We start from the raw sequence: 19,830 nt of genomic DNA, 5'->3' as shown, positions 1-19,830 counted from the left end.
CGGTCAGAACGCGCTGATCGACTCCGGCGCGCGCTGCGGCCGGGACAGAGTGCGCACCACGGCGGTCTGGCCGTGCCGGCGCAGTGCCAGGTCGGTGAGCAGCGTGACGACGGGTCCGATCACCGCCGCGGGGAACGTCGGCGTCTGCAGGCCCACGCTCGCCGCGAGGTCGTCGCTGTGCACGACCATCTCCATGAGCCGCGTGACCAGGAAGTCGTCGGTGCTCAGGGTGAGGCTCTGCCACGGTGCGGTCACGCTCGCCGGCGCGGCGGCGAGCACGGGTCCGAGCCGCGCGCTCGCCTCGCGCACGGCCGCGACGGCCGCGGCTGGTCCGGCCAGCGCCTGGGTCTCGCCGCGCTCGCGGACGCCGACGTTCGCGGGACCGTCGAGGTCCTGCTGGATCCAGGCCGCATGCGCGTAGTGCTGGTCGACCGACACGACGGGTCCGGTGCCGGGGTGCCCCTCGATGACTTCGACCGCCCGCTGCGGCTGGTTGACCAGGTGCCACGTGAGGGCCCCGACGCTCATGCCCTCGCATGCCGACGGCTCGTCCCAGGCGGCCGCGACCTCGGGGCGCGCGACGAGATCGACCACGACCCGGGTGGCGGCGTCGATCGCGGCCCGGTCGAGCGTGCCGGTGAAGGTCAGGGCAGGGAGGTTCTCGGTCATGGTCCCAACCTGCCGGACCGTGCGACGCCGGGCAATCGTCGAGGCTGGACGGGCACCTTCGCCTCGGCGCTGCCTCGCTAGGGTGGTCGGATGATCTCCCGGATCGACCTGCGTGGTCGCGTGCTGTCCCGACGTGAGCTCCTCGAGGTGCTGCCTCGTGCGGAGGTCGACGTCGAGCACGCCGCCGAGACGGTCGCCCCGATCCTCGCGCTCGTGCGCGCCCAGGGCGCCGCGGCGCTGCGTGACCTGGCCGAGCGGTTCGACGGTGTGCGGCCGCAGCACGTGCGCGTCCCCGTCGCGGTGCTGCAGCAGGCGGTCGAGTCGCTCGACCCCGACGTGCGGGTCGCGCTCGACGAGACGATCCGACGGGTCCGGCAGGTGCACGCCGCACAGCGGCCCGCGGACTTCGCGGTGCAGGTCGCGCCCGGTGCCACCGTCCGCCAGCGCTGGATCCCCGTGCGGCGCGTCGGTCTCTACGTTCCGGGCGGGCTGGCGGTGTACCCGTCGTCGGTCGTGATGAACGTCGTCGCGGCGCAGGCGGCGGGCGTCGGTTCGCTCGCGGTCGCGAGCCCGCCGCAGAAGGACCACGACGGGCTGCCGGACGAGGTCGTCATGGCGACGTGTGCGCTGCTGGGCGTCGACGAGGTCTACGCGGTCGGCGGCGCGCAGGCCGTGGCGATGTTCGCGTACGGGGCCGCGGGCAGCGACGAGGTGGACGACGAGACGCTGTGCGAGCCGGTCGACGTCATCACAGGCCCCGGCAACGTCTACGTCGCGGCCGCCAAGCGCCTGGTGCGCGGGCTCGTCGGCATCGACGCGGAAGCCGGGCCCACCGAGATCGCGGTGCTCGCCGACGGCACGGCAGACGCGGTGCACGTCGCCGCCGACCTGGTCAGCCAGGCCGAGCACGACCCGCTGGCCGCAGCGGTGCTCGTGACGCCGAGCGTCGAGCTCGCCGGGGCGGTCGAGGCCAAGCTCGTCGACCTCGTCGAGGCGACGTTCCACCGGGGCCGCGTCGCGACCGCGCTCGACGGCTCGCAGTCCGCGATCGTGCTCGTCGACGACCTCGAGGCGGGCCTGGACGTCGTCAACGCGTACGGCGCCGAGCACCTCGAGATCCAGACCGTCGACGCCGCGGCGTGGGCCGACCGCGTGACGAGCGCGGGCGCGATCTTCGTCGGGCCGTTCTCACCCGTGTCGCTGGGCGACTACATGGCGGGCTCGAACCACGTCCTGCCGACCGGTGGCTGCTCGCACTACGCGAGCGGGCTCGGTGTGCACTCGTTCGTCCGGGCCGTGCAGGTGATCGAGTACGACGCCGACGCGCTGGCGCAGGTCGCCGACCGGATCGTCACGCTCGCGGACGCCGAGGGCCTGCCCGCGCACGGCGACGCCGTCCGCGCACGCTTCTGACGGCGCGGACGGCCTCGTCGGACCCGTTCGTCGGGACCAGTTCGTCAGGACATGTCCATCACGACGCGGCCGTCGATCCGACCTGCCTGCATCTCCGCGAAGATCGCGTTGATGTCGTCCAGCGGACGCACGGTGTAGGTCGGGTCGATCTTGCCGCGCACGAAGAAGTCGATCGCCTCGGCCATGTCCTTGCGCGTCCCGACGATCGACCCGCGCACGGTGAGGCCGAACAGCACGGTCGTGAAGATGTCCAGCGGGAACGACTCCGGCGGCAGCCCCACGAGCGAGACGGTCCCGCCGCGACGCAGCGCACCGACGGCCTGCGGGAACGCGTGCCCGTTGACGGCGGTGACGAGCGCGCCGTGCACGCCGCCACCCGTCAGCCCCTGCAGCTCGGCCGCGGGGTCGTCGGACATCGAGGCGTTCACGGTGACCTCGGCGCCGTGCTTGCGCGCGAGCGCGAGCTTGGACTCGTCGACGTCGACCGCCGCGACCCGACGGCCCATCGCGATCGCGTACTGCACCGCGATGTGCCCCAGGCCGCCGACGCCGGACACCAGCACCCAGTCGCCGGGCTTCGTGTCGGTCCGCTTGAGCCCCTTGTACACGGTGACTCCCGCGCACAGGATCGGCGCGACCGCCGCCATCGAGACGCCGTCGGGGATGATCGGGCAGTACCGGGAGTCGACGAGCATGTACTGGCCGAACGACCCGTCGACGGCGTACCCGCCGTTGCGCTGGTTCGGGCAGAGCGTCTCCCAGCCCGTCTCGCAGTACTCGCACTCTCCGCAGGCCGACCACAGCCACGCGTTGCCGACGCGGTCGCCCTCCGCGACGCGCGTCACACGGTCACCGATCGCGACGACCGTGCCCGCGCCTTCGTGACCCGGCACGAACGGCGGCGTCGGCTTGACCGGCCAGTCGCCGTGCGCCGCGTGCAGGTCGGTGTGGCACACGCCCGAGTACTCCACCCGGACGAGGGCCTCGTAGGGCCCGGGCGTGGGGACCTCGATCTCCGTCACGTCCAGGTCGTCGGTGAACGAGCGCACGACAGCAGCCTTCATGGTGCTCATGAGCGTCCTCCTCGACGTTCGGCACGGCCGTCGGCGAGCGTAGGACCCGTCGTAGCGGTCCGTACCTCGACGCTAGGCCGCAATCCCATCGGACGCGCGGGGACGATCGTCCCTGTCTGTGTTCCCTAGACTCACCGCGTGACCGCCGACCTGGACCGTCCCGCCCCGGACCGCCCCGCTCTTCCGCTGCGCCCCGAGATCGTCGGGCTGGAACCGTACGGCGCACCGCAGCTCGACGTGCCGTACCGGCTCAACGTGAACGAGAACCCGTATCCGCCGTCGGAGGCGGTCGTGGCGGACGTCGCCGCCGCGGTGACCGAGGCGACGCGCGGGCTCAACCGGTATCCCGACCGGGACTTCCTCGCGCTGCGCGAGGACCTCGCGGCCTACCTGCTCGTCGAGTCCGGCGTGAGACTCGCGCCCGAGCAGCTGTGGGCCGCCAACGGGTCCAACGAGGTCATGCTGCACCTGCTGCAGGCGTTCGGCGGCCCCGGTCGCACCGCGCTGTCGTTCGCGCCGACGTACTCGATGTACCCCGAGTACGCGCGCGACACGAGCACGGGCTGGGTGCTCGGGCGGCGCGAGGAGGACTTCAGCCTCGACCCCGACGAGGCGCGTGCGACGATCCGGCGGCACGCGCCCTCGGTCGTGCTGCTGGCCAGCCCGAACAACCCCACGGGCACCGCGCTGCCCGCGTCGACCGTGCTCGCGGTGCTCGACGAGGCCGCGCGCATCCCCGGCGGCTGCGTCGTCGTCGTCGACGAGGCGTACGGCGAGTTCCGCCGGCGCGGGACGCCGAGCGCGCTCGAGCTGCTCGCGGACCACCCGCACCTCGCGGTCAGCCGCACGATGTCCAAGGCGTTCGGGCTCGCGGGTGCGCGCGTCGGCTACCTCGCGGCCGCGCCGGCGCTGGTCGACGCGCTGCGCGTCGTGCGGTTGCCGTACCACCTGTCGGGGGTCACGCAGGCGGTCGCACGCGCCGCGCTCGCGCACTCGGGCGAGCTGATGGCTCAGGTCGGCGCGCTGCGCGAGGAGCGGGACGCGCTCGTCGGCTGGCTGCGGGAACGAGGTCTGCAGGTCGCGGACTCGGATGCGAACTTCGTGCTGTTCGGGACGTTCGACGACAGGTCGGCGCTCTGGCAGGGTCTGCTGGAGCGAGGCGTGCTCATCCGCGAGGTCGGGCCGCCGGGATGGCTGCGGGTGTCGGTCGGCACACCGCACGAGACGCAGGCGTTCAAGGACGCCCTGGTGGAGGTGGCGGGACTGTGAGTCCTTCGACGAAGGCAGCGCGCACGGCGCGCATCGAGCGCACGACGAGCGAGTCGAGCGTCGTCGTCGAGGTCGACCTCGACGGGACCGGTCGCACCGAGATCTCGACCAGCGTGCCGTTCTACGACCACATGCTCACGGCCCTCGGCAAGCACTCGCTCATCGACCTCACCGTGCGCGCGACCGGGGACACGCACATCGACGCGCACCACACGGTCGAGGACGTCGCGATCTGCCTCGGCGAGGCGCTGCGCGAGGCGCTCGGCGACAAGCGCGGCATCTCGCGCTTCGGCGACGCCACGGTGCCGCTCGACGAGGCGCTCGCGCAGGCCGTCGTCGACGTGTCCGGTCGGCCGTACCTGGTGCACACCGGCGAGCCGCCCGGGCAGGAGTACCACCTCATCGGCGGGCACTTCACGGGGTCGCTGACGCGGCACGTGCTCGAGTCGATCGCGCACCACGCGGCGTTCTCGATCCACGTGCGGGTGCTCGCGGGTCGCGACCCGCACCACATCGTCGAGGCGCAGTTCAAGGCGCTCGCACGCGCGCTGCGCTTCGCGGTCGCGCTCGACCCGCGCGTCGACGGCGTGCCGTCCACCAAGGGCGCGCTGTGAGCGAGCCGGTCCCGCCGGCTCCTGACGACGTCCCCGACGAGCCCGCCGCGCCCGACGAGGCCGCCGAGGTCGACGGGTCCGCCGCGTCCGACGAGTCCGACGTGCCGGACGAGGTCGGCGAGATCGTCGTGCCCGACGACCTGTCGGGGCTCATGGCGCAGGAGACCCCGTCGGTCGCTCTCGTCGTGACGCAGGTCGCGGTCGCGGACCCGCTGGCCGCGGCGTGCGCGCTCGCGGGCGTGGACGTGGACGCGGTGCCGTCGCAGGTCGGCGCGATCGCGGTGCTGCGCGACCCGGCGGCCGCGCTGGCGGGCGCCGCCGCGATCTCGAAGCTGCTCCGCACGCTGCCCGTGGTCCTGCTCGAGCGACGTGAGGGCCAGATCTCCGCGAGCCGCTGGATCGGCGGGACGCGCGACGACGACCTGCCGCCCGGCCTGGTCCTGGCGGACAGCCCGGCCCTGCTCGAGGACCTGCTCCTCGGCGAGACCGCGGCGGCCTCGGCGCCCGGCAGCGTGACCAGCGTGGGGATGTCGCGTTGGAAGGCGATGCGCACCCTCGCGCAGGGCCGCAGGCGCTGACCCGCGCCGGGGCTGTCACATCGGGGCCCGGTCCGGACATCTTCCAGTCGAGCACGCCACCGACAGGAGGACATCATGACGACCGACCGGGACGTTGACGACGAACTGCGCGCACTGCTGATGCGGGCCGACCCGTGGCCGGACCCCGACCTGGACGACGTGCTCGCACCGCTCGTCGCGCGGGAGGCATCGCCGGGCGCTCCACAGCGCGCACCACAGCGCGTCGTCCCGCTCGCCGGGCGCGCGCGCGAGCGCTGGGTCGGTGCGGGTGCGGTCGTGGCGGCGCTGGCACTGAGCGCCGGCGCGCTGGCGTCCGGGGGGTGGACGGGCGAGTACGCCACGGGCACCGTCGACGGTCTCGTCAGGGACGCCGACGGGAACGTCCTGCGCACCGACGAGGGTCTGCCGTACGTGAACGCGTGGGGCACGGACACGTCGCCCCTGGTCGACCTGGGCGATCCGGGTGCCGCTGCGATCATCGCGGGCCTCGCACCGCGCGACCGGACCCTGCCCGACTGGGTCACGTGGGACGAGATCGTCGCGGCCGTGACACCGGACCCCGGAACCGATCCGGGCGTCACCTCGGCCGACGGGTTGCGGATGTGGCTCCTGTTCACTGCCGCCGACGCGTGGCAGGTGTCCTGGCTCGAGGCGTGGACCGCGGGCGACGAGGCCGCGGTGGCCGTCGCGTTCGACGGCTGGAGCGGCGCGCTCGAGGCGACGGCTCGGAGTTGGGACCCCGAGTCGTGGCAGGGCAGGGAGCGGCTGATCGAGCAGGTCCGCGGCGGGGACGGCGCCGCGATGCGGTACGACGCGGAGGCCAACAACCACTGGCTCCGGCGCACCGGCGGCGTCGGCGACCCGCGGACCGTCGACGAGTCCGGTGCGGCTGCCGGCGCCGAGCGCTCATGAGCGTCCAGGCGCGTGAGGCGGACCGCGTCACCGTGCTGGTGCGCAGGTTCGGGCCGCGCGTCCTCGGTTACCTCGCTCGGCGCACGGGCCATCGGGAGGAGGCTGCGGACCTGTTCTCGCAGACCCTGGCCACGGTGTGGCGTCGCCGCGCGGACCTGCCGGACGACGACGACGAGGCGCTCGCCTGGATGATCGGCGTCGCCCGGATGACGCTCGCCAACGGTGTGCGGGCGTCGCGTCGCAGGGACGCGCTGGTGCGTCGGCTGCGCGACGAGATCGTCGTGCGGACCGCGCACCACGGGACGAGCGACGTGAGCGAGCGCGTCCGGGCGGCGCTGGCGCGGTTGCCGGAGCACGACCAGGAGGTGCTCCGGCTCGATGCGTGGGACGGGCTGACGGGGGACCAGGTCGCCCAGGTGCTCGGCATCTCCGCACCGGCGGCCCGCCAGCGGCTCGCGCGCGCCCGGGCGCGGCTGCGCAAGGAGCTCGAGGTCCGGGATGCGCCGCGCCGCTAGCTCTCACCGCGGTCGGGCGAACGGCCGAGACCGCTCGTGGTCTCGCGTGCTGGGCCACCGGCCCGGACTGCGCCGCGTGCGCGGGTAACCTGTGCGCGTGCCCCGTCCTCGCGTCGTCGTGCTCGACTACGGGTTCGGCAACGTCCGGTCCGCCGTCCGCGCGCTCGAGCGCGTGGGTGCGCAGGTCGAGCTCACGGCGGACAGGTCGGCTGCGGCCGAGGCCGACGGCCTCGTGGTTCCCGGCGTCGGGGCGTTCGCGGCCGTGATGGCGGGCTTGCGCGCGGTGGGGGGCGACCGGATCGTCGACCGTCGGCTCACGGGCGGACGTCCCGTGCTCGGCATCTGCGTCGGGATGCAGGTGATGTTCGCCGAGGGGGTCGAGCACGGGCAGCGCACCGAGGGGCTCGGGCAGTGGCCGGGCGTCGTCGACCGCCTCGAGGCACCGGTCGTCCCGCACATGGGGTGGGCCACCGTCGCGCCGCCGGCGGGGAGCGTCCTGTTCGAGGGGCTCGCCGACGAGCGGTTCTACTTCGTCCACTCCTACGCCGCACGCAGCTTCCCGCTGCTCGACGAGCCGGTCGCGGGGGAGCACCCCGTCGCGCCGCCGCTCGTGACGTGGGCGGACCACGGCGGGCGGTTCGCCGCCGCGGTCGAGAACGGGCCGCTGGCAGCCACGCAGTTCCACCCCGAGAAGTCCGGCGACGCCGGCGCGCAGCTGCTGTCCCAGTGGCTCGGCACGCTGCGCTGACCGCCGCCCCGTCGATCACCCCGAGCACCGTCGTCCCCCACGAGGAGTCATTCGCATGAGCCGCCTGGAGCTGCTGCCCGCCGTCGACGTCGCGGACGGGCAGGCCGTCCGACTGGTCCAGGGCGAGGCCGGGACGGAGACCGGCTACGGCGACCCGCTGGCCGCCGCGCTGGACTGGCAGGCCGGGGGAGCGGAGTGGATCCACCTCGTGGACCTGGACGCGGCGTTCGGGCGGGGCAGCAACGCGCCCCTGCTCGCCGAGGTCACCACCGAGCTGGCCGGCCGAGGCGTCAAGGTCGAGCTGTCGGGCGGCATCCGCGACGACGCGTCGCTCGAGCGTGCCCTCGCGACGGGCGCGACGCGTGTCAACCTCGGCACCGCGGCGCTCGAGGACCCGCAGTGGACCGCGCGCGTGATCGCGGCGCACCGCGCGCAGGTCGCGGTCGGCCTCGACGTGCGCGGCACGACCCTCGCCGCACGCGGCTGGACCCAGGAGGGCGGCGACCTGTGGGAGGTGCTCGCGCGGTTGGAGGACGCGGGCTGCTCGCGCTACGTCGTGACCGACGTGACGAAGGACGGCACGCTGCGCGGTCCGAACATCGAGCTGCTGCGCGAGGTGTGCACGCGGACCGACGCACCGGTCGTCGCGTCGGGCGGCATCTCGTCGCTCGACGACCTGCGGGTCCTGCGCAGCCTCGTCGACGTCGGCGTCGAGGGCGCGATCGTCGGCAAGGCGCTGTACGCGGGTGCGTTCACGCTGCCGGAGGCGCTCGACGTCGCCGGCCGGCCCTGACCGTGCACACCCTGTGCGTGGAGTCGGCTCGATGACCGGTCGCGAGCTACCCCCGTCCTCGCCGTTCGCGGGGGACGACGGGACGGCCGACGAGACGGTCGCGGCCGCGCTCGCCGGCTACGGCGCGGGCTCGGCGACGCTGCGCACGGTGGTCGCAGCGCTCGAGGGCACGCGCGTGCTCGTGCCCGTCCTGGCCGAGCTCGAGGTCGGCGAGCTCGTCGTGCACGACGGCCACGCGCATCAGGTCGACAAGGAGGCGTCGGCCGGGATCGTCGCGCTGCGTGCCCCGGACGGGCGGACCGCGCTGCCCGTGTTCTCTTCGGTCGGCGCCATGACGGCGTGGCGCCGCGACGCCCGTCCGGTGCCGACCGACGTGGCCCGCGCCGCGCTCTCGGCCGTGCAGGAGGGCTGGGAGGTGCTCGTGCTGGACCCCGGCGGCCCGGTCACCGCGCTGCTGCCGCGTCCGGCGGTCTGGGCGCTCGCGAAGCGCGAGCCGTGGCTGCCGGCGGTGGTCGACGGCGCGGTGGCGGCCGACGTCCGCGCGGCGGTCGGCAGCGCGATGAGCACGGTCCGCGAGGTCGTCGTGGCGGACGCGCAGCCCGGCACGAACGCCGAGGTCGCGGTCGTCGTGACGCTGGTGCCGGGGCTCGACCGCGAACGTCTCGACCACGTCGTGGCCAGGATCAACAGCGCGCTCGCGGCGGACGAGCTCGTCACCGAGCGGGTCGACAGCCTCGAGCTGCGTCTACGTCGCGGCGCGTGAACCCCGGCCGGCGCGTCAGCCGCGCGCGGCCCGGGACGCGATCGCCTGCGCGAGCGACGAGGCGACGGACTTCACCGCGAACGCCGCGGCGAACGCGCTGAGCACCGACGCGAGCACGATCTGGCCGCCCAGGATCACGCGGTTCACGTCGACCGCAGGTCGCCAGTGCACGCCGTGCTCGTCGACGACATAGACCCCGACGGCCTTGACGTGCGCCGCGTAGCCGCCGCCACCGCCGTGGCCCGCGCCGCCCGGCCCGCTCGGGCCGGCCGCGTCTTCTTCGTCGTCGCCGCCCTCGTCGGGCAGCGGGGTCACGACACCCTCGTCGTCCTCGACGACCGCGGCGACCCCGTGGTGCCAGCCGCGGTGGCCGAAGCGTCCCGCCATGCCGTGCGCCATCCCCGACGGCAGCCCGCCCTCGCCGTCGCCGAGCCCGAGGCCCGTCGCGGCCGAGACGCGCGCGACCGGGATCACCAGCTTCCCGTCGTGCTCGTACGCCTCGCCGAACACGCGCCGGACGGTGACCGTCTCGTTGGCCGCGGACGTCAGCTTCTCAGGGTCGAATCGCGGCACGGGCACCATGGCGGCTCTCCTTCGGCGGGCGGTGGGCCGGGCGGTCCCGCGCGGCTCCGCGTCCAGCATGGACCGCGCGAGCGCCCTGCACCACGTCTCCGTGGACCCGGGTCCCGACGCGCGCGAGCGCGGGTGTCCGACGTGACCCGCGTCGCGCGAAATTCGGTCGAGGCACCAGATGACCCGGGCGACAATGGAGCACATGCCCACCTCGCCCTACGGGGCCGTCCTTCGCCTGCCCGGCGTCGCGCGGCTGTTCGCGGTCGCGTTCGTCGCGCGCATCCCGACCGCGGCCGCGGGCGTCGTGCTGACGCTCCACGTGGTGCAGTCGCTGGGCAAGGGCTACGGGCAGGCGGGCGTCGTCGCGGGTGCGATGACGATCGGCATGGCGATCGGCGCCCCGTGGCGTGGGCGTCTCGTCGACCGGCTCGGGCTACGTCGCGCGATCGCGCCGTCGGTGCTCGTCGAGTCCGCGGTGTGGCTCATGGCTCCGCACCTGGGCTACCACGCCCTCGTCGGCGCGGCCTTCGTCGGCGGGCTGTTCCTCGTGCCGGTCTTCTCGGTCACGCGTCAGTCGCTCTCGGTGCTCGTGCCCCCGGCGCTGCAGCGATCGGGCTTCGCACTCGACTCGGTGCTCGTCGAGATCACCTTCATGCTCGCGCCCGTCGCGGGCGTGCTGCTGGCGACGCAGGGTTCGACGGGCCTCGCCCTGACGGTCGTGGGGTGCACCACGGTCGCGGCCGGCCTCCTGCTGATGTGGGCGAACCCGCCGACGCGCTCGCGGACGCCCGCGATCGAGCTGCCCGCGGACCTGCGGGAGCCCGAGCACGCGGCGCCGCGTCGCGTCGTGACACCCGAGCTCGCGGTGGTGCTGCTGGCGGGGCTCGCCGCCTCCTTCATCCTCGTCGGGACGGACGTGTCCCTCGTCGCCGCCCTGAACGACGCCGGCCGCGCCGCGGACGTCGGCTGGATGATCGCGCTGTGGGCGGGCGGCTCGGTCGTCGGCGGCCTGCTGCACGGCATGGGCACGCGCAACCGTTCGCCGCTGCTGCTCGTGGCGGTGCTCGCGCTCGCGACCGTACCCGCCGCGTTCGCGCCCGTGCCCGTGTGGCTCGCCTTCGCGATGGTGCTCGCCGGCCTGCCGTGCGCGCCCGCGCTCGCGTCGATCAACGCGCGCCTGGTCCAGCTCGTGCCGGAGGCCCGCCGCGGCGAGGTGATGGGCTGGGGCGGCACCATGTCGACCGTCGGCAACGCGCTCGGTGCACCGCTGTGCGGCTGGGTGATCGACCAGACGGGGCCGAGCGGCGGCTTCCTGACCGCAGCCGCGGTCGGCGGCACGATCGCCGTCGGCGGTCTCGTCGTCTCCCGCCTCGTGCGGTCGCGCGCCGACGCGGTGCCGGGTCGCGAGCTGGTGTCGGTCTAGGCGAGGACGACTGGCGCTGCGGGCGCGCTCAGTGTGCGGCGCGGGGCAGGACGGGGCCGGTGAGCTTCTCGCCGGGGCCGTCGCCCGGCGCGTCCGGGAAGGTCGAGGCCTCCCGGAACGCGAGCTGCAGCGTGCGCAGGCCGTCGCGCAGGGCGCGCGCGTGCTGGCTGCCGATCTCCGGAGCGGCCGAGGTCACGAGACCCGCGAGCGCGGTGATGAGCTTGCGCGCCTCGTCGAGGTCCAGGTAGTCGGCCCCGGCGCCGTCGGGGCCGTCCTCGGCGAGGCCGCACTTCACGGCCGCGGCGCTCATGAGGTGCACTGCAGCGGTGGTGATGATCTCGACAGCGGCGACGTCGGCGATGTCACGCGTCGCGGTGGTGGAGTCGCGGTCGTCGGTGGTGGGCTCGGGCTGCTCGTCGGACATGGCGGGGATTCTCGCACCCTCGTACGTCTGGAGTGGGCCGGAAGGACCGGCCGGCTTCGTCTGGTAGCCTTGCCGGGCGACTGACCCGTGCTCGTCGCGGCCGTTCACTTCCGAGCGGCTCGGCGGACCGGGTGCACAAGTGGAGTCCTCCTCCCACCCGAGTCTCGACCGTCCGGTTCGCCGGCGACAGGGGCCGGGTCACACAGTCCGCGCGTCGGCTCCGGCCGTCGTCGTGCCCCGTGGGGTGGCGTCAGCCGCGCCCCGGGTCCGCGGAATGCGTCGAGGCCTCCTCCTGTGCCCAGGACGGAGGCCTTCTCCGTTCCCGGCGGTCCGTCACGACGAACCTGAGGAGCACCACATCAGCGAGCCCCGCATCAACGATCGGATCCGCGTCGCCGAGGTCCGCCTGGTCGGCCCGAACGGCGAGCAGGTCGGCATCGTCCGCGTGGAAGACGCACTGCGCCTGGCGCAGGACGCTGACCTCGACCTGGTCGAGGTGGCGCCCGACGCCCGTCCGCCGGTCTGCAAGATCATGGACTACGGCAAGTACAAGTACGAAGCCGACATGAAGGCCCGCGAGGCACGTCGCAACCAGACCAACACGGTCCTCAAGGAGATTCGTTTCCGGCTGAAGATCGACCCGCACGACTACGGCACCAAGAAGGGCCACGTCGAGCGGTTCCTCAAGGCCGGCGACAAGGTCAAGGTCATGATCATGTTCCGTGGCCGCGAGCAGTCGCGCCCGGAGATGGGCATCCGCCTGCTGCAGCGCCTCGCCGACGACGTCGCCGAGCTCGGCTTCGTCGAGAGCTCGCCCAAGCAGGACGGGCGCAACATGATCATGGTGCTGGGGCCGATGAAGAAGAAGGCCGACCAGCGCCAGGAGCAGCGTCGCGCGCAGCAGGCCGCCGCGAAGGACGCCGACCCCGGTGCCGTGCGCACGGCGCCGCCGACGATCCCGTTCTCGGCGACGCTCCCGAGCGAGCGCGAGGTGGCCGAGGAGTCGGTCGTCGAGCCCGTCGTCGAGACGGTCGCTGCGGGCGCGGACACGGTCGAGACGGACACGGTCGAGACGGCTGCGGTCGAGACGGCTGCTGCCGCGCCCGCCGCTGCCCCGGTCGTTGCGGAGAAGCCGGCCGCCGCGGCCCCGACGCGAGCGGCGGCGCCCCGGCCCGCTGCCAAGCCGACGACCGCTGCCAAGCCGACGACCGCTGCCAAGCCGACGACCGCTGCCAAGCCGACGACCGCTGCCAAGCCGACGACCGCGCCTTCGGCCACGCCGAGGCCGACGACGGCGAAGCCCGCCGCCGCACGGCCCGCGGCGACGCCGAGCCCCAGCGCGGCCAAGCCCACGCCGAAGCCGGCGGTCCCGCGTCCCGCGGCGCCCCGGCCCGGACCGGCCAAGCGACCGACCACCGACTGAACCCATGACCGCGGTCGCCCGTGAGGGGGATCGCACCAGACGAGTCGCACGAGAGCGTGCGATGAGAACGAAGGAGACACGGCAGCCATGCCGAAGAACAAGACGCACTCCGGTGCCAAGAAGCGGTTCCGCGTGACGGGGACGGGCAAGGTCATGCGCGAGCAGGCCAACGGTCGCCACCTGCTGGAGCACAAGTCGAGCCGCCGCACGCGCCGCATCGCGGGCGACGTGGTCGTCTCCGCCGCCGACACCCCCAAGATCAAGAAGCTGCTCGGTAAGTGATCCGGCGGGCGCACCAGCGCCTCCGGGGCACCTGAGCCCTAGACCAGCAAGGAGCATCACGTGGCACGCGTGAAGCGGGCGGTCAACGCCCAGAAGAAGCGCCGGGCAACTCTCGAGCGCGCCAGCGGCTACCGGGGTCAGCGTTCGCGCCTGTACCGCAAGGCCAAGGAGCAGGTCACCCACTCCCTCGTCTACTCCTACCGCGACCGCAAGGCGCGCAAGGGTGACTTCCGCAAGCTGTGGATCCAGCGCATCAACGCTGCGGTCCGCGCCGAAGGCATGACGTACAACCGCTTCATCCAGGGCCTCAAGGCCTCGGGTGTCGAGGTGGACCGTCGCGTCCTGGCGGACCTCGCGGTCAACGACCCGAAGGCCTTCTCGGCCCTCGTCGTGATCGCCAAGGAGAACCTGCCGGCCGACGTCAACGCGCCCAAGGCCGCGTGACGAGCGCCCACTGCTGAGCAGTACGAAGCCCCCGCCCTGTGGCGGGGGCTTCGTCGTCGTCGGGTGCAGTGCGCAGGGACGGGCGTCGGGTCCGCGATGATGGGGGCGTGGACGAGCGCGACCTGCTGAGCAACCCCCGCAGCGAGCGGGTCAAGGCCGTGCGGGCGCTCGCGAACCGCCCGATGCGGGAGCGGCACGGCCAGTTCCTCGTGGAGGGCCCGCAGTCGGTGCGCGAGGCCGTCTCCGGCGGACGGGCTCACGTACGCGAGCTGTTCCTCACGCCCGCGGCGGCGTCGAGGTACGACGAGATCGCGACGGCGGCCGCGGCGCGCGGCGTGCGGGTCACGGCCGCGACCGACGAGGTGCTCGCGGCGATGAGCCCGGACGGCCAGGGCGTCGTCGCGGTCGTCGACCTGCTCGACGGGCGGCTGGATCAGGTCACGGACCTGCGGCCGCGGCTCGTCGCGATGCTGGCGCGCGTGCGCGACCCGGGGAACGCGGGCGCCGTCGTGCGTGCAGCGGACGCGGCGGGCGCCGACGGCGTCGTGCTGACTACCGAGAGCGTGGACGTGCACAACCCCAAGGTCGTCCGGTCGACCGCGGGTTCGCTGTTCCACCTGCCGGTGGCGTTCGGCGTCGACCCGGCGGACGGTGTGGCCGAGCTGCGGGCGGCCGGGATGCTCGTGCTCGCGGCCGACGGGTCGGGGGAGCACGACATCGACCACCTGCTCGACGTCGCGGGCCGCGCGCCCGCGGGGGTGCCGGACCTGGCCCGGCCGACGGCGTGGGTGTTCGGCAACGAGGCGTGGGGCCTGCCCGACGACGACCTCGCGCTGGCCGACGCGGTCGTGCGCGTCCCGTTGCACGGCCGGGCGGAGTCGCTCAACCTCGCGACCGCGGCGACGGTCTGCCTCTACGCGAGCGCCCGCGCGCACCGCTGAGTCGTCCACCGCTCAGTCGTCCACCGCTGCGTCGTCCACCGCCGAGTGGCCCGCTGCGCGCACGCATGTCGGTCCGCTCTGGGAGGCTGGTCGAATGCGCGTGTTCGCGGCCGTGTGGCCCCCCGACGACGTCCTGGACCACCTCGACCTTGCACTCGCCTCGGTGCGCGGAGGTCCCGCGGGCACGTCGTCGGCCGTGCGCTGGTCCGCACGCGAGACGTGGCACCTGACGACGGCGTTCTACGGCGAGGTCCCGGACGGCGCGGTCCCGACGATCGCGACGACGCTGGCCGAGGCGATCGTCGACCTCGAGCCGTACCGGCTCACGCTGCGAGGCTCCGGGGTGTTCGCCCACCGGACGCTGTGGGTCGGCGCGGGCGGTGACCTCGAGCCGCACCGCCGTGTCGTCGAGGCGTGCGCCGAGGCCGGGGCTGCGGTCGGCGCGCCCGACGACCGTCGCGAGCGTGAGCGCGCGCACCTGACCGTCGGACGCTCACGGCCGGGCTCGGCGCCGCCGCGGCGTCGGTCGTCACGGCCCGGGCCCGACGAGGATCCGGTGGCCGGTCTCGTACGGGCGCTCGCGGTGTACGAGGGGCCGTCGTGGCTCGTCGAGGAGGTGGTGCTCGTCGAGTCCCGTCCGGGCGCGGGCCGCGGGGGCGGCCCCCTGTACCTGCCGATCGAACGCGTGGTGCTGGGTCGCTGAGCGGCCGCGTCGGAACTCGGTCGACGCGCCGCGCGGACGCATGCCATCCTGGGCGCGTGATCCTTCGACGCGCGGCGGCTGGTCGCCGATTTCGTCGGCCCGTCCTGGGCCGGCGCTGACGCGCACACGTGAGCACAGACCGCGGGTCTGAGCCGACCGCCAGGTCGGCACGACCCGCAGGTGGACCTCCCGGACGGTCCCGGAGCGGGCGCCCTAGACTTGCCCGCTGGTCGGCGCGCGCCCGCGCCGCCGGCCACGGTCCCGCGGCGCATGCGCGTCGCGGGCCGACGACCAGTCCCGGAAGGTTCGGATGTCGCAGACCCCAGCCCCCGACGGCGCGACGCCGTCGCACCCGTCCCCGCTCGACGAGCCCGGCATCACCGCTGTGGTCGAGGCGGCCCTCGTCCAGATCGCCGGCGCCGGTGACCTGGACGAGCTGAAGTCCGCGCGGATCGCGCACACCGGCGAGCGCAGCGCGCTCGCGCTGGCCAACCGTGCGATCGGCGGCCTCGCCCCGGCGGACAAGGGTGCCGCCGGCCGCCTCGTCGGACAGGCACGCGCCGCCATCACCGGGGCGATCGCCGAGCGGCAGGTCGTGCTCGAGGCCGAACGGGACGCGCGCGTGCTCGTCGAGGAGACGCTCGACGTGACGCTCCCGGTCGACCGGCACCCGCGCGGCGCCCGCCACCCGTTGCAGACGCTGCAGGAGCGCGTCGCGGACGTGTTCGTCGCGATGGGCTGGGAGATCGCGGAGGGCCCCGAGCTCGAGGCGGAGTGGTTCAACTTCGACGCGCTCAACTTCGGTGTGGACCACCCGGCGCGGCAGATGCAGGACACGTTCTACGTCGCGTCGCCGGACGGTTCCGACGAGCCGTCCAACCTGGTGCTGCGCACGCACACCAGCCCCGTGCAGGCCCGCTCGCTCCTCGAGCGCGGGGTCCCGGTCTACATCGCGTGCCCCGGCAAGGTGTTCCGCACCGACGAGCTCGACGCGACGCACACGCCGGTCTTCCACCAGGTCGAGGGTCTCGCGATCGACCGCGGTCTGACGATGGCGCACCTCAAGGGCACGCTCGACCACTTCGCGAAGGCGATGTTCGGGCCTGACGCCCGGACCCGGCTGCGGCCGTCGTACTTCCCGTTCACCGAGCCGTCCGCCGAGATGGACCTGTGGTTCCCGCAGAAGAAGGGCGGCCCCGGCTGGATCGAGTGGGGCGGCTGCGGGATGGTCAACCCGAACGTGCTGCGCGCGTGCGGCGTGGACCCCGAGGAGTACTCCGGCTTCGCGTTCGGCATGGGCATCGAACGCACGCTGATGCTGCGGCACGGCATCGGTCTCATGCACGACATGGTCGAGGGCGACGTGCGCTTCTCCACCCAGTTCCAGGCGGTGATCTGATGCCTCGCGTCCCCTTGTCCTGGCTCGGCGAGCACGTCGAGCTGCCCGCGGGCCTCACGGCCGAGCAGCTCGCCGCGGACCTCGTGCGCGTCGGCCTCGAGGAGGAGGCGATCCACGGCGCGGCCGTGACGGGCCCCCTCGTCGTCGGCCGCGTCGTCGAGCGCACCCCCGAGCCGCAGAAGAACGGCAAGACGATCAACTGGTGCCGTGTCGACGTGGGCGAGGAGCACAACGAGACCCGCGAGGACGGCTCGCGCGGGCCGCGCGGGATCGTGTGCGGCGCGCACAACTTCGACGTGGGCGACCACGTCGTCGTCGCGCTGCCCGGTGCCGTGCTGCCCGGGCCGTTCCCGATCGCGTCCCGCAAGACGTACGGGCACGTCTCGGACGGCATGATCTGCTCGCAGCGCGAGCTCGGGCTCGGCGACGACCACGCGGGCATCATCGTGCTCGCGGACCTGGGCCTGGACGCGCCGGTGGGCACCGACGCGCTCGAGCTGCTCGGGCTCGGCGACGAGGTGCTCGAGATCAACGTCACGCCCGACCGCGGCTACTGCTTCTCGATGCGCGGCGTCGCACGCGAGTTCGCGCACTCCACGGGTGCCGCGTTCACCGACCCCGCACTGCCGGAGCCGACCGACGAACGCCCCGCGGGCTTCGGCGTGGAGCTCGACGACGAGGCGCCGATCCACGGCGTGCCCGGCGTCGACCGGTTCGTCGCGCAGGTCGTGCGCGGGGTGCGGGCGGACGTGCCGTCGCCGGCGTGGCTGCAGCGGCGTCTGCAGCAGGCGGGCATGCGCGCGATCTCGCTCGCGGTGGACGCGACGAACTACGTGATGCTCGACCTCGGGCAGCCGCTGCACGCGTACGACCTCGACAGGGTCGCCGAGCCGATCGTCGTGCGCCGCGCGGTGCCCGGCGAGAGCATCCGCACGCTCGACGACCAGGTCCGCACGCTCGACCCGCAGGACCTCCTGGTCACCGACAGCCCGGCCGGCGCGCGCGCGTCGCGCATCATCGGGCTCGCGGGCGTGATGGGTGGCGGCGACTCGGAGGTCGGCCCGCAGACCACGGACGTGCTGGTCGAGGCGGCGCACTGGGACCCCGTGACCGTGGCGCGCACGGCCCGCCGGCACAAGCTGCCGAGCGAGGCCGCCAAGCGCTACGAGCGCGGTGTCGACCCGCGGCTGCCGCGCGTCGCCGTGCAGGCGGTGGTCGACCTGCTCGTCGAGTACGGCGGGGGAGTGCCCGACGATGCGCTCACCGACGTCGACCGCACGGTCGCGCCCGCGTCCTTCGTGCTGGACCTCGACCTGCCCGCGCGGCTCGTCGGCGTGCCGTACGCGCACGACGAGGTCCGCGAGGTCCTCACGGCGATCGGCTGCACGCTCGAGGACGGCGCGGCGGGCACTGTCGTCGTGACGCCGCCGTCGTGGCGGCCGGACCTCGCGGTGCCGGTCGACCTGGTGGAGGAGATCGCGCGGCTGCGCGGCTACGACGCGATCCCGTCGATCGTGCCGCCCGCCCCGGCGGGGCTGGGCCTCACGTGGGAGCAGCGCGCGCGGCGGGCGGCCGCCGAGGCGCTCGTCGGCGCGGGGCTCGTCGAGGTGCTCAGCTATCCGTTCGTGGGAGCCGACCAGCTCGACGCGCTCGGGCTGCCCGACGATGACGAGCGGCGCCGGGCGGTGCGCCTGGCGAACCCGTTGTCGGACGCCCAGCCGCTCATGCGCACCGACCTGCTCGTGACGCTGCTCGACACGGCGCGACGCAACGTCGGCCGCGGCGCGTCGGACGTGTGCGTGTTCGAGGTCGGGCTCGTGACGTTGCCGAACGTGGACGCGCCGCCGGCGCCCTCGCTGCCGGGGGCGGTGCGGCCGTCGCCGGACGAGCTTGCGGCGATCGAGGCCGCGGTCCCGCCGCAGCCGCGGCACGTCGCCGGGCTCCTGGCGGGTCGGCTCGAGCCGGCCGGCGTGTGGGGTCCCGGTCGACGGGCCGACCACCGCGACGCGATCGCGGCGGCGCTGCTCGTCGCGCGGGTCGTCGGCGTCGACGCAGAGGTGTCCGCGGAGCGTGAGCGCGCGCCGTTCCACCCGGGTCGGACCGCGCGGCTGACGGTCGCCGGGCACGTCGTCGGGTACGCCGGTGAGCTGCACCCGAACGTCGTCGCGGCGCACGACCTGCCGCCGCGTTCGGCCGCGTTCGACCTCGACCTGGACGCGCTGCTCGCCGCGGCGCCGCGCGACGCCCACCAGGCGCGGGCGATCTCGACGTTCCCCGTGGCGAAGGAGGACGTCGCGCTCGTCGTGCCGTCCGACGTGCCGGCGGCGGACGTGCTGGCGGCGGTCCGCGTGGGCGCCGCGGCGAGCACGGCGGGTGACGTGGTCGAGGACGTGCGGCTGTTCGACGTGTACGAGGGGGAGCAGGTCGGCCCGGGCCACCGTTCGCTCGCGTTCGCGCTGCGGCTGCGGGCTGCGGACCGGACGCTGACGGCCGACGAGACCGCGGCGGTCCGCGAGGCCGTCGTGGCCGAGGCCGCGCGCCGGTTCGGGGCGACGCTGCGCGCCTGACACTTTGGGACGAAGGCCCGGTACTCATCCAAACGGGTGAATACCGGGCCTTCGCTGTCTGGTTCGGAGCCCGATGACCTGCGGCGTTCACCACGACATAGGACGAGTTCACCGCATCGTTACTGCCCAGTAGTTGCGACGAAACGGACAGTTCGCCAAGGTGAGCGGTGGCTGCCGATCGCGGCCGTGTGGTGCCCCCGCGGACGCTCACGCGTGTCCGTGCGTTCCCCGACGAAGGAGAGCCTCGTGCCTGCTGGTGCCCGATCGATCACCGGGGGCATCGCAGCCCTCGCCGTCGTCTTCG

21 protein-coding genes are annotated in these 19,830 nt (G+C 74.2%); 17 read left to right on the top strand and 4 right to left on the bottom strand.

All coding sequences use genetic code 11. From position 1 onward, the window contains the following. Positions 1-3: 3 nt before the first annotated feature. Positions 4-669 (bottom strand): maleylpyruvate isomerase N-terminal domain-containing protein, encoded by a 666-nt coding sequence (locus CCO02nite_RS04420; protein WP_146841844.1) that lies wholly within the window; start codon positions 667-669, stop codon positions 4-6. Between the two features lie 90 nt (positions 670-759). Here CCO02nite_RS04420 and hisD point away from each other — a divergent pair, with 90 nt between their 5' ends. Then, complete coding sequence (hisD, locus tag CCO02nite_RS04415) at positions 760-2,082, top strand: histidinol dehydrogenase (protein WP_146841843.1); 1,323 nt, start codon at positions 760-762, stop codon at positions 2,080-2,082. A gap of 44 nt (positions 2,083-2,126) precedes the next feature. Here the strand turns inward: hisD and adhP are convergent, their stop codons facing one another. Further along, on the bottom strand, positions 2,127-3,146 hold the full coding sequence (gene adhP / locus CCO02nite_RS04410) for an alcohol dehydrogenase AdhP (RefSeq protein WP_222593142.1): 1,020 nt from the start codon (positions 3,144-3,146) through the stop codon (positions 2,127-2,129). Positions 3,147-3,293: 147 nt separating this feature from the next. On the opposite strand from adhP, the gene CCO02nite_RS04405 reads away from it, so the two are divergent. From CCO02nite_RS04405 to CCO02nite_RS04365, 8 genes are all read left to right on the top strand, one after another. Next, positions 3,294-4,424, top strand: a complete 1,131-nt coding sequence (locus CCO02nite_RS04405) for a histidinol-phosphate transaminase (protein WP_246117345.1) — start codon at positions 3,294-3,296, stop codon at positions 4,422-4,424. 32 nt (positions 4,425-4,456) lie between these two features. Next, entirely contained in the window at positions 4,457-5,038 is a 582-nt protein-coding gene (hisB, locus tag CCO02nite_RS04400; RefSeq protein ID WP_371862483.1) for an imidazoleglycerol-phosphate dehydratase HisB, read from the top strand. Next, positions 5,035-5,616, top strand: a complete 582-nt coding sequence (locus tag CCO02nite_RS04390; protein ID WP_246117344.1) for a hypothetical protein — start codon at positions 5,035-5,037, stop codon at positions 5,614-5,616. Before hisB ends, CCO02nite_RS04390 begins: the two co-directional genes overlap by 4 nt. Before the next feature lie 75 nt (positions 5,617-5,691). Then, a complete protein-coding gene (locus tag CCO02nite_RS04385) occupies positions 5,692-6,528 on the top strand; it encodes a hypothetical protein (RefSeq protein WP_146841839.1) in 837 nt (278 codons plus the stop codon). Beyond that, complete coding sequence (locus tag CCO02nite_RS04380; protein ID WP_222593135.1) at positions 6,525-7,043, top strand: RNA polymerase sigma factor; 519 nt, start codon at positions 6,525-6,527, stop codon at positions 7,041-7,043. The genes CCO02nite_RS04385 and CCO02nite_RS04380 overlap by 4 nt, the downstream gene beginning before the upstream one ends. Before the next feature lie 97 nt (positions 7,044-7,140). Then, on the top strand, positions 7,141-7,791 hold the full coding sequence (gene hisH / locus CCO02nite_RS04375; protein ID WP_146841838.1) for an imidazole glycerol phosphate synthase subunit HisH: 651 nt from the start codon (positions 7,141-7,143) through the stop codon (positions 7,789-7,791). A 55-nt stretch (positions 7,792-7,846) separates the two neighbouring features. Further along, complete coding sequence (priA, locus tag CCO02nite_RS04370; RefSeq protein WP_146841837.1) at positions 7,847-8,584, top strand: bifunctional 1-(5-phosphoribosyl)-5-((5-phosphoribosylamino)methylideneamino)imidazole-4-carboxamide isomerase/phosphoribosylanthranilate isomerase PriA; 738 nt, start codon at positions 7,847-7,849, stop codon at positions 8,582-8,584. A 31-nt stretch (positions 8,585-8,615) separates the two neighbouring features. Then, a complete protein-coding gene (locus tag CCO02nite_RS04365; protein WP_146841836.1) occupies positions 8,616-9,347 on the top strand; it encodes an SseB family protein in 732 nt (243 codons plus the stop codon). Positions 9,348-9,362: 15 nt separating this feature from the next. On the opposite strand, the gene CCO02nite_RS04360 is transcribed toward CCO02nite_RS04365, so the two are convergent. After that, on the bottom strand, positions 9,363-9,929 hold the full coding sequence (locus CCO02nite_RS04360; RefSeq protein WP_146841835.1) for a hypothetical protein: 567 nt from the start codon (positions 9,927-9,929) through the stop codon (positions 9,363-9,365). A 193-nt stretch (positions 9,930-10,122) separates the two neighbouring features. Here CCO02nite_RS04360 and CCO02nite_RS04355 point away from each other — a divergent pair, with 193 nt between their 5' ends. Beyond that, on the top strand, positions 10,123-11,343 hold the full coding sequence (locus CCO02nite_RS04355) for an MFS transporter (protein ID WP_246117343.1): 1,221 nt from the start codon (positions 10,123-10,125) through the stop codon (positions 11,341-11,343). A 28-nt stretch (positions 11,344-11,371) separates the two neighbouring features. On the opposite strand, the gene CCO02nite_RS04350 is transcribed toward CCO02nite_RS04355, so the two are convergent. After that, positions 11,372-11,767: a DUF1844 domain-containing protein gene (locus CCO02nite_RS04350; RefSeq protein WP_146841834.1), complete on the bottom strand. Its 396-nt coding sequence runs from the start codon at positions 11,765-11,767 to the stop codon at positions 11,372-11,374. A 274-nt stretch (positions 11,768-12,041) separates the two neighbouring features. Here CCO02nite_RS04350 and infC point away from each other — a divergent pair, with 274 nt between their 5' ends. The 7 genes from infC to pheT all read left to right on the top strand — a co-directional run bounded on the left by infC (position 12,042) and on the right by pheT (position 19,526). Beyond that, entirely contained in the window at positions 12,042-13,190 is a 1,149-nt protein-coding gene (infC, locus tag CCO02nite_RS16325; protein ID WP_146841833.1) for a translation initiation factor IF-3, read from the top strand. A gap of 87 nt (positions 13,191-13,277) precedes the next feature. Then, positions 13,278-13,472, top strand: a complete 195-nt coding sequence (gene rpmI / locus CCO02nite_RS04340; RefSeq protein WP_013883985.1) for a 50S ribosomal protein L35 — start codon at positions 13,278-13,280, stop codon at positions 13,470-13,472. A 60-nt stretch (positions 13,473-13,532) separates the two neighbouring features. Continuing rightward, entirely contained in the window at positions 13,533-13,916 is a 384-nt protein-coding gene (gene rplT, locus CCO02nite_RS04335) for a 50S ribosomal protein L20 (protein WP_146841832.1), read from the top strand. Between the two features lie 107 nt (positions 13,917-14,023). Beyond that, a complete protein-coding gene (locus CCO02nite_RS04330; RefSeq protein ID WP_371862475.1) occupies positions 14,024-14,857 on the top strand; it encodes a TrmH family RNA methyltransferase in 834 nt (277 codons plus the stop codon). Between the two features lie 94 nt (positions 14,858-14,951). Beyond that, a complete protein-coding gene (gene thpR / locus CCO02nite_RS04325; protein ID WP_146841831.1) occupies positions 14,952-15,560 on the top strand; it encodes an RNA 2',3'-cyclic phosphodiesterase in 609 nt (202 codons plus the stop codon). Positions 15,561-15,870: 310 nt separating this feature from the next. Next, entirely contained in the window at positions 15,871-16,959 is a 1,089-nt protein-coding gene (gene pheS / locus CCO02nite_RS04320; protein WP_146841830.1) for a phenylalanine--tRNA ligase subunit alpha, read from the top strand. Then, positions 16,959-19,526, top strand: a complete 2,568-nt coding sequence (gene pheT / locus CCO02nite_RS04315) for a phenylalanine--tRNA ligase subunit beta (protein ID WP_146841829.1) — start codon at positions 16,959-16,961, stop codon at positions 19,524-19,526. The genes pheS and pheT overlap by 1 nt, the downstream gene beginning before the upstream one ends. The last annotated feature ends 304 nt before the right edge of the window (positions 19,527-19,830 follow it).

Source organism: Cellulomonas composti (assembly GCF_007990245.1).
Taxonomy (GTDB): domain Bacteria; phylum Actinomycetota; class Actinomycetes; order Actinomycetales; family Cellulomonadaceae; genus Cellulomonas; species Cellulomonas composti.
Note: the sequence above shows the minus strand (reverse complement) of the source record. Positions and strands in the feature narration are given on the sequence as shown.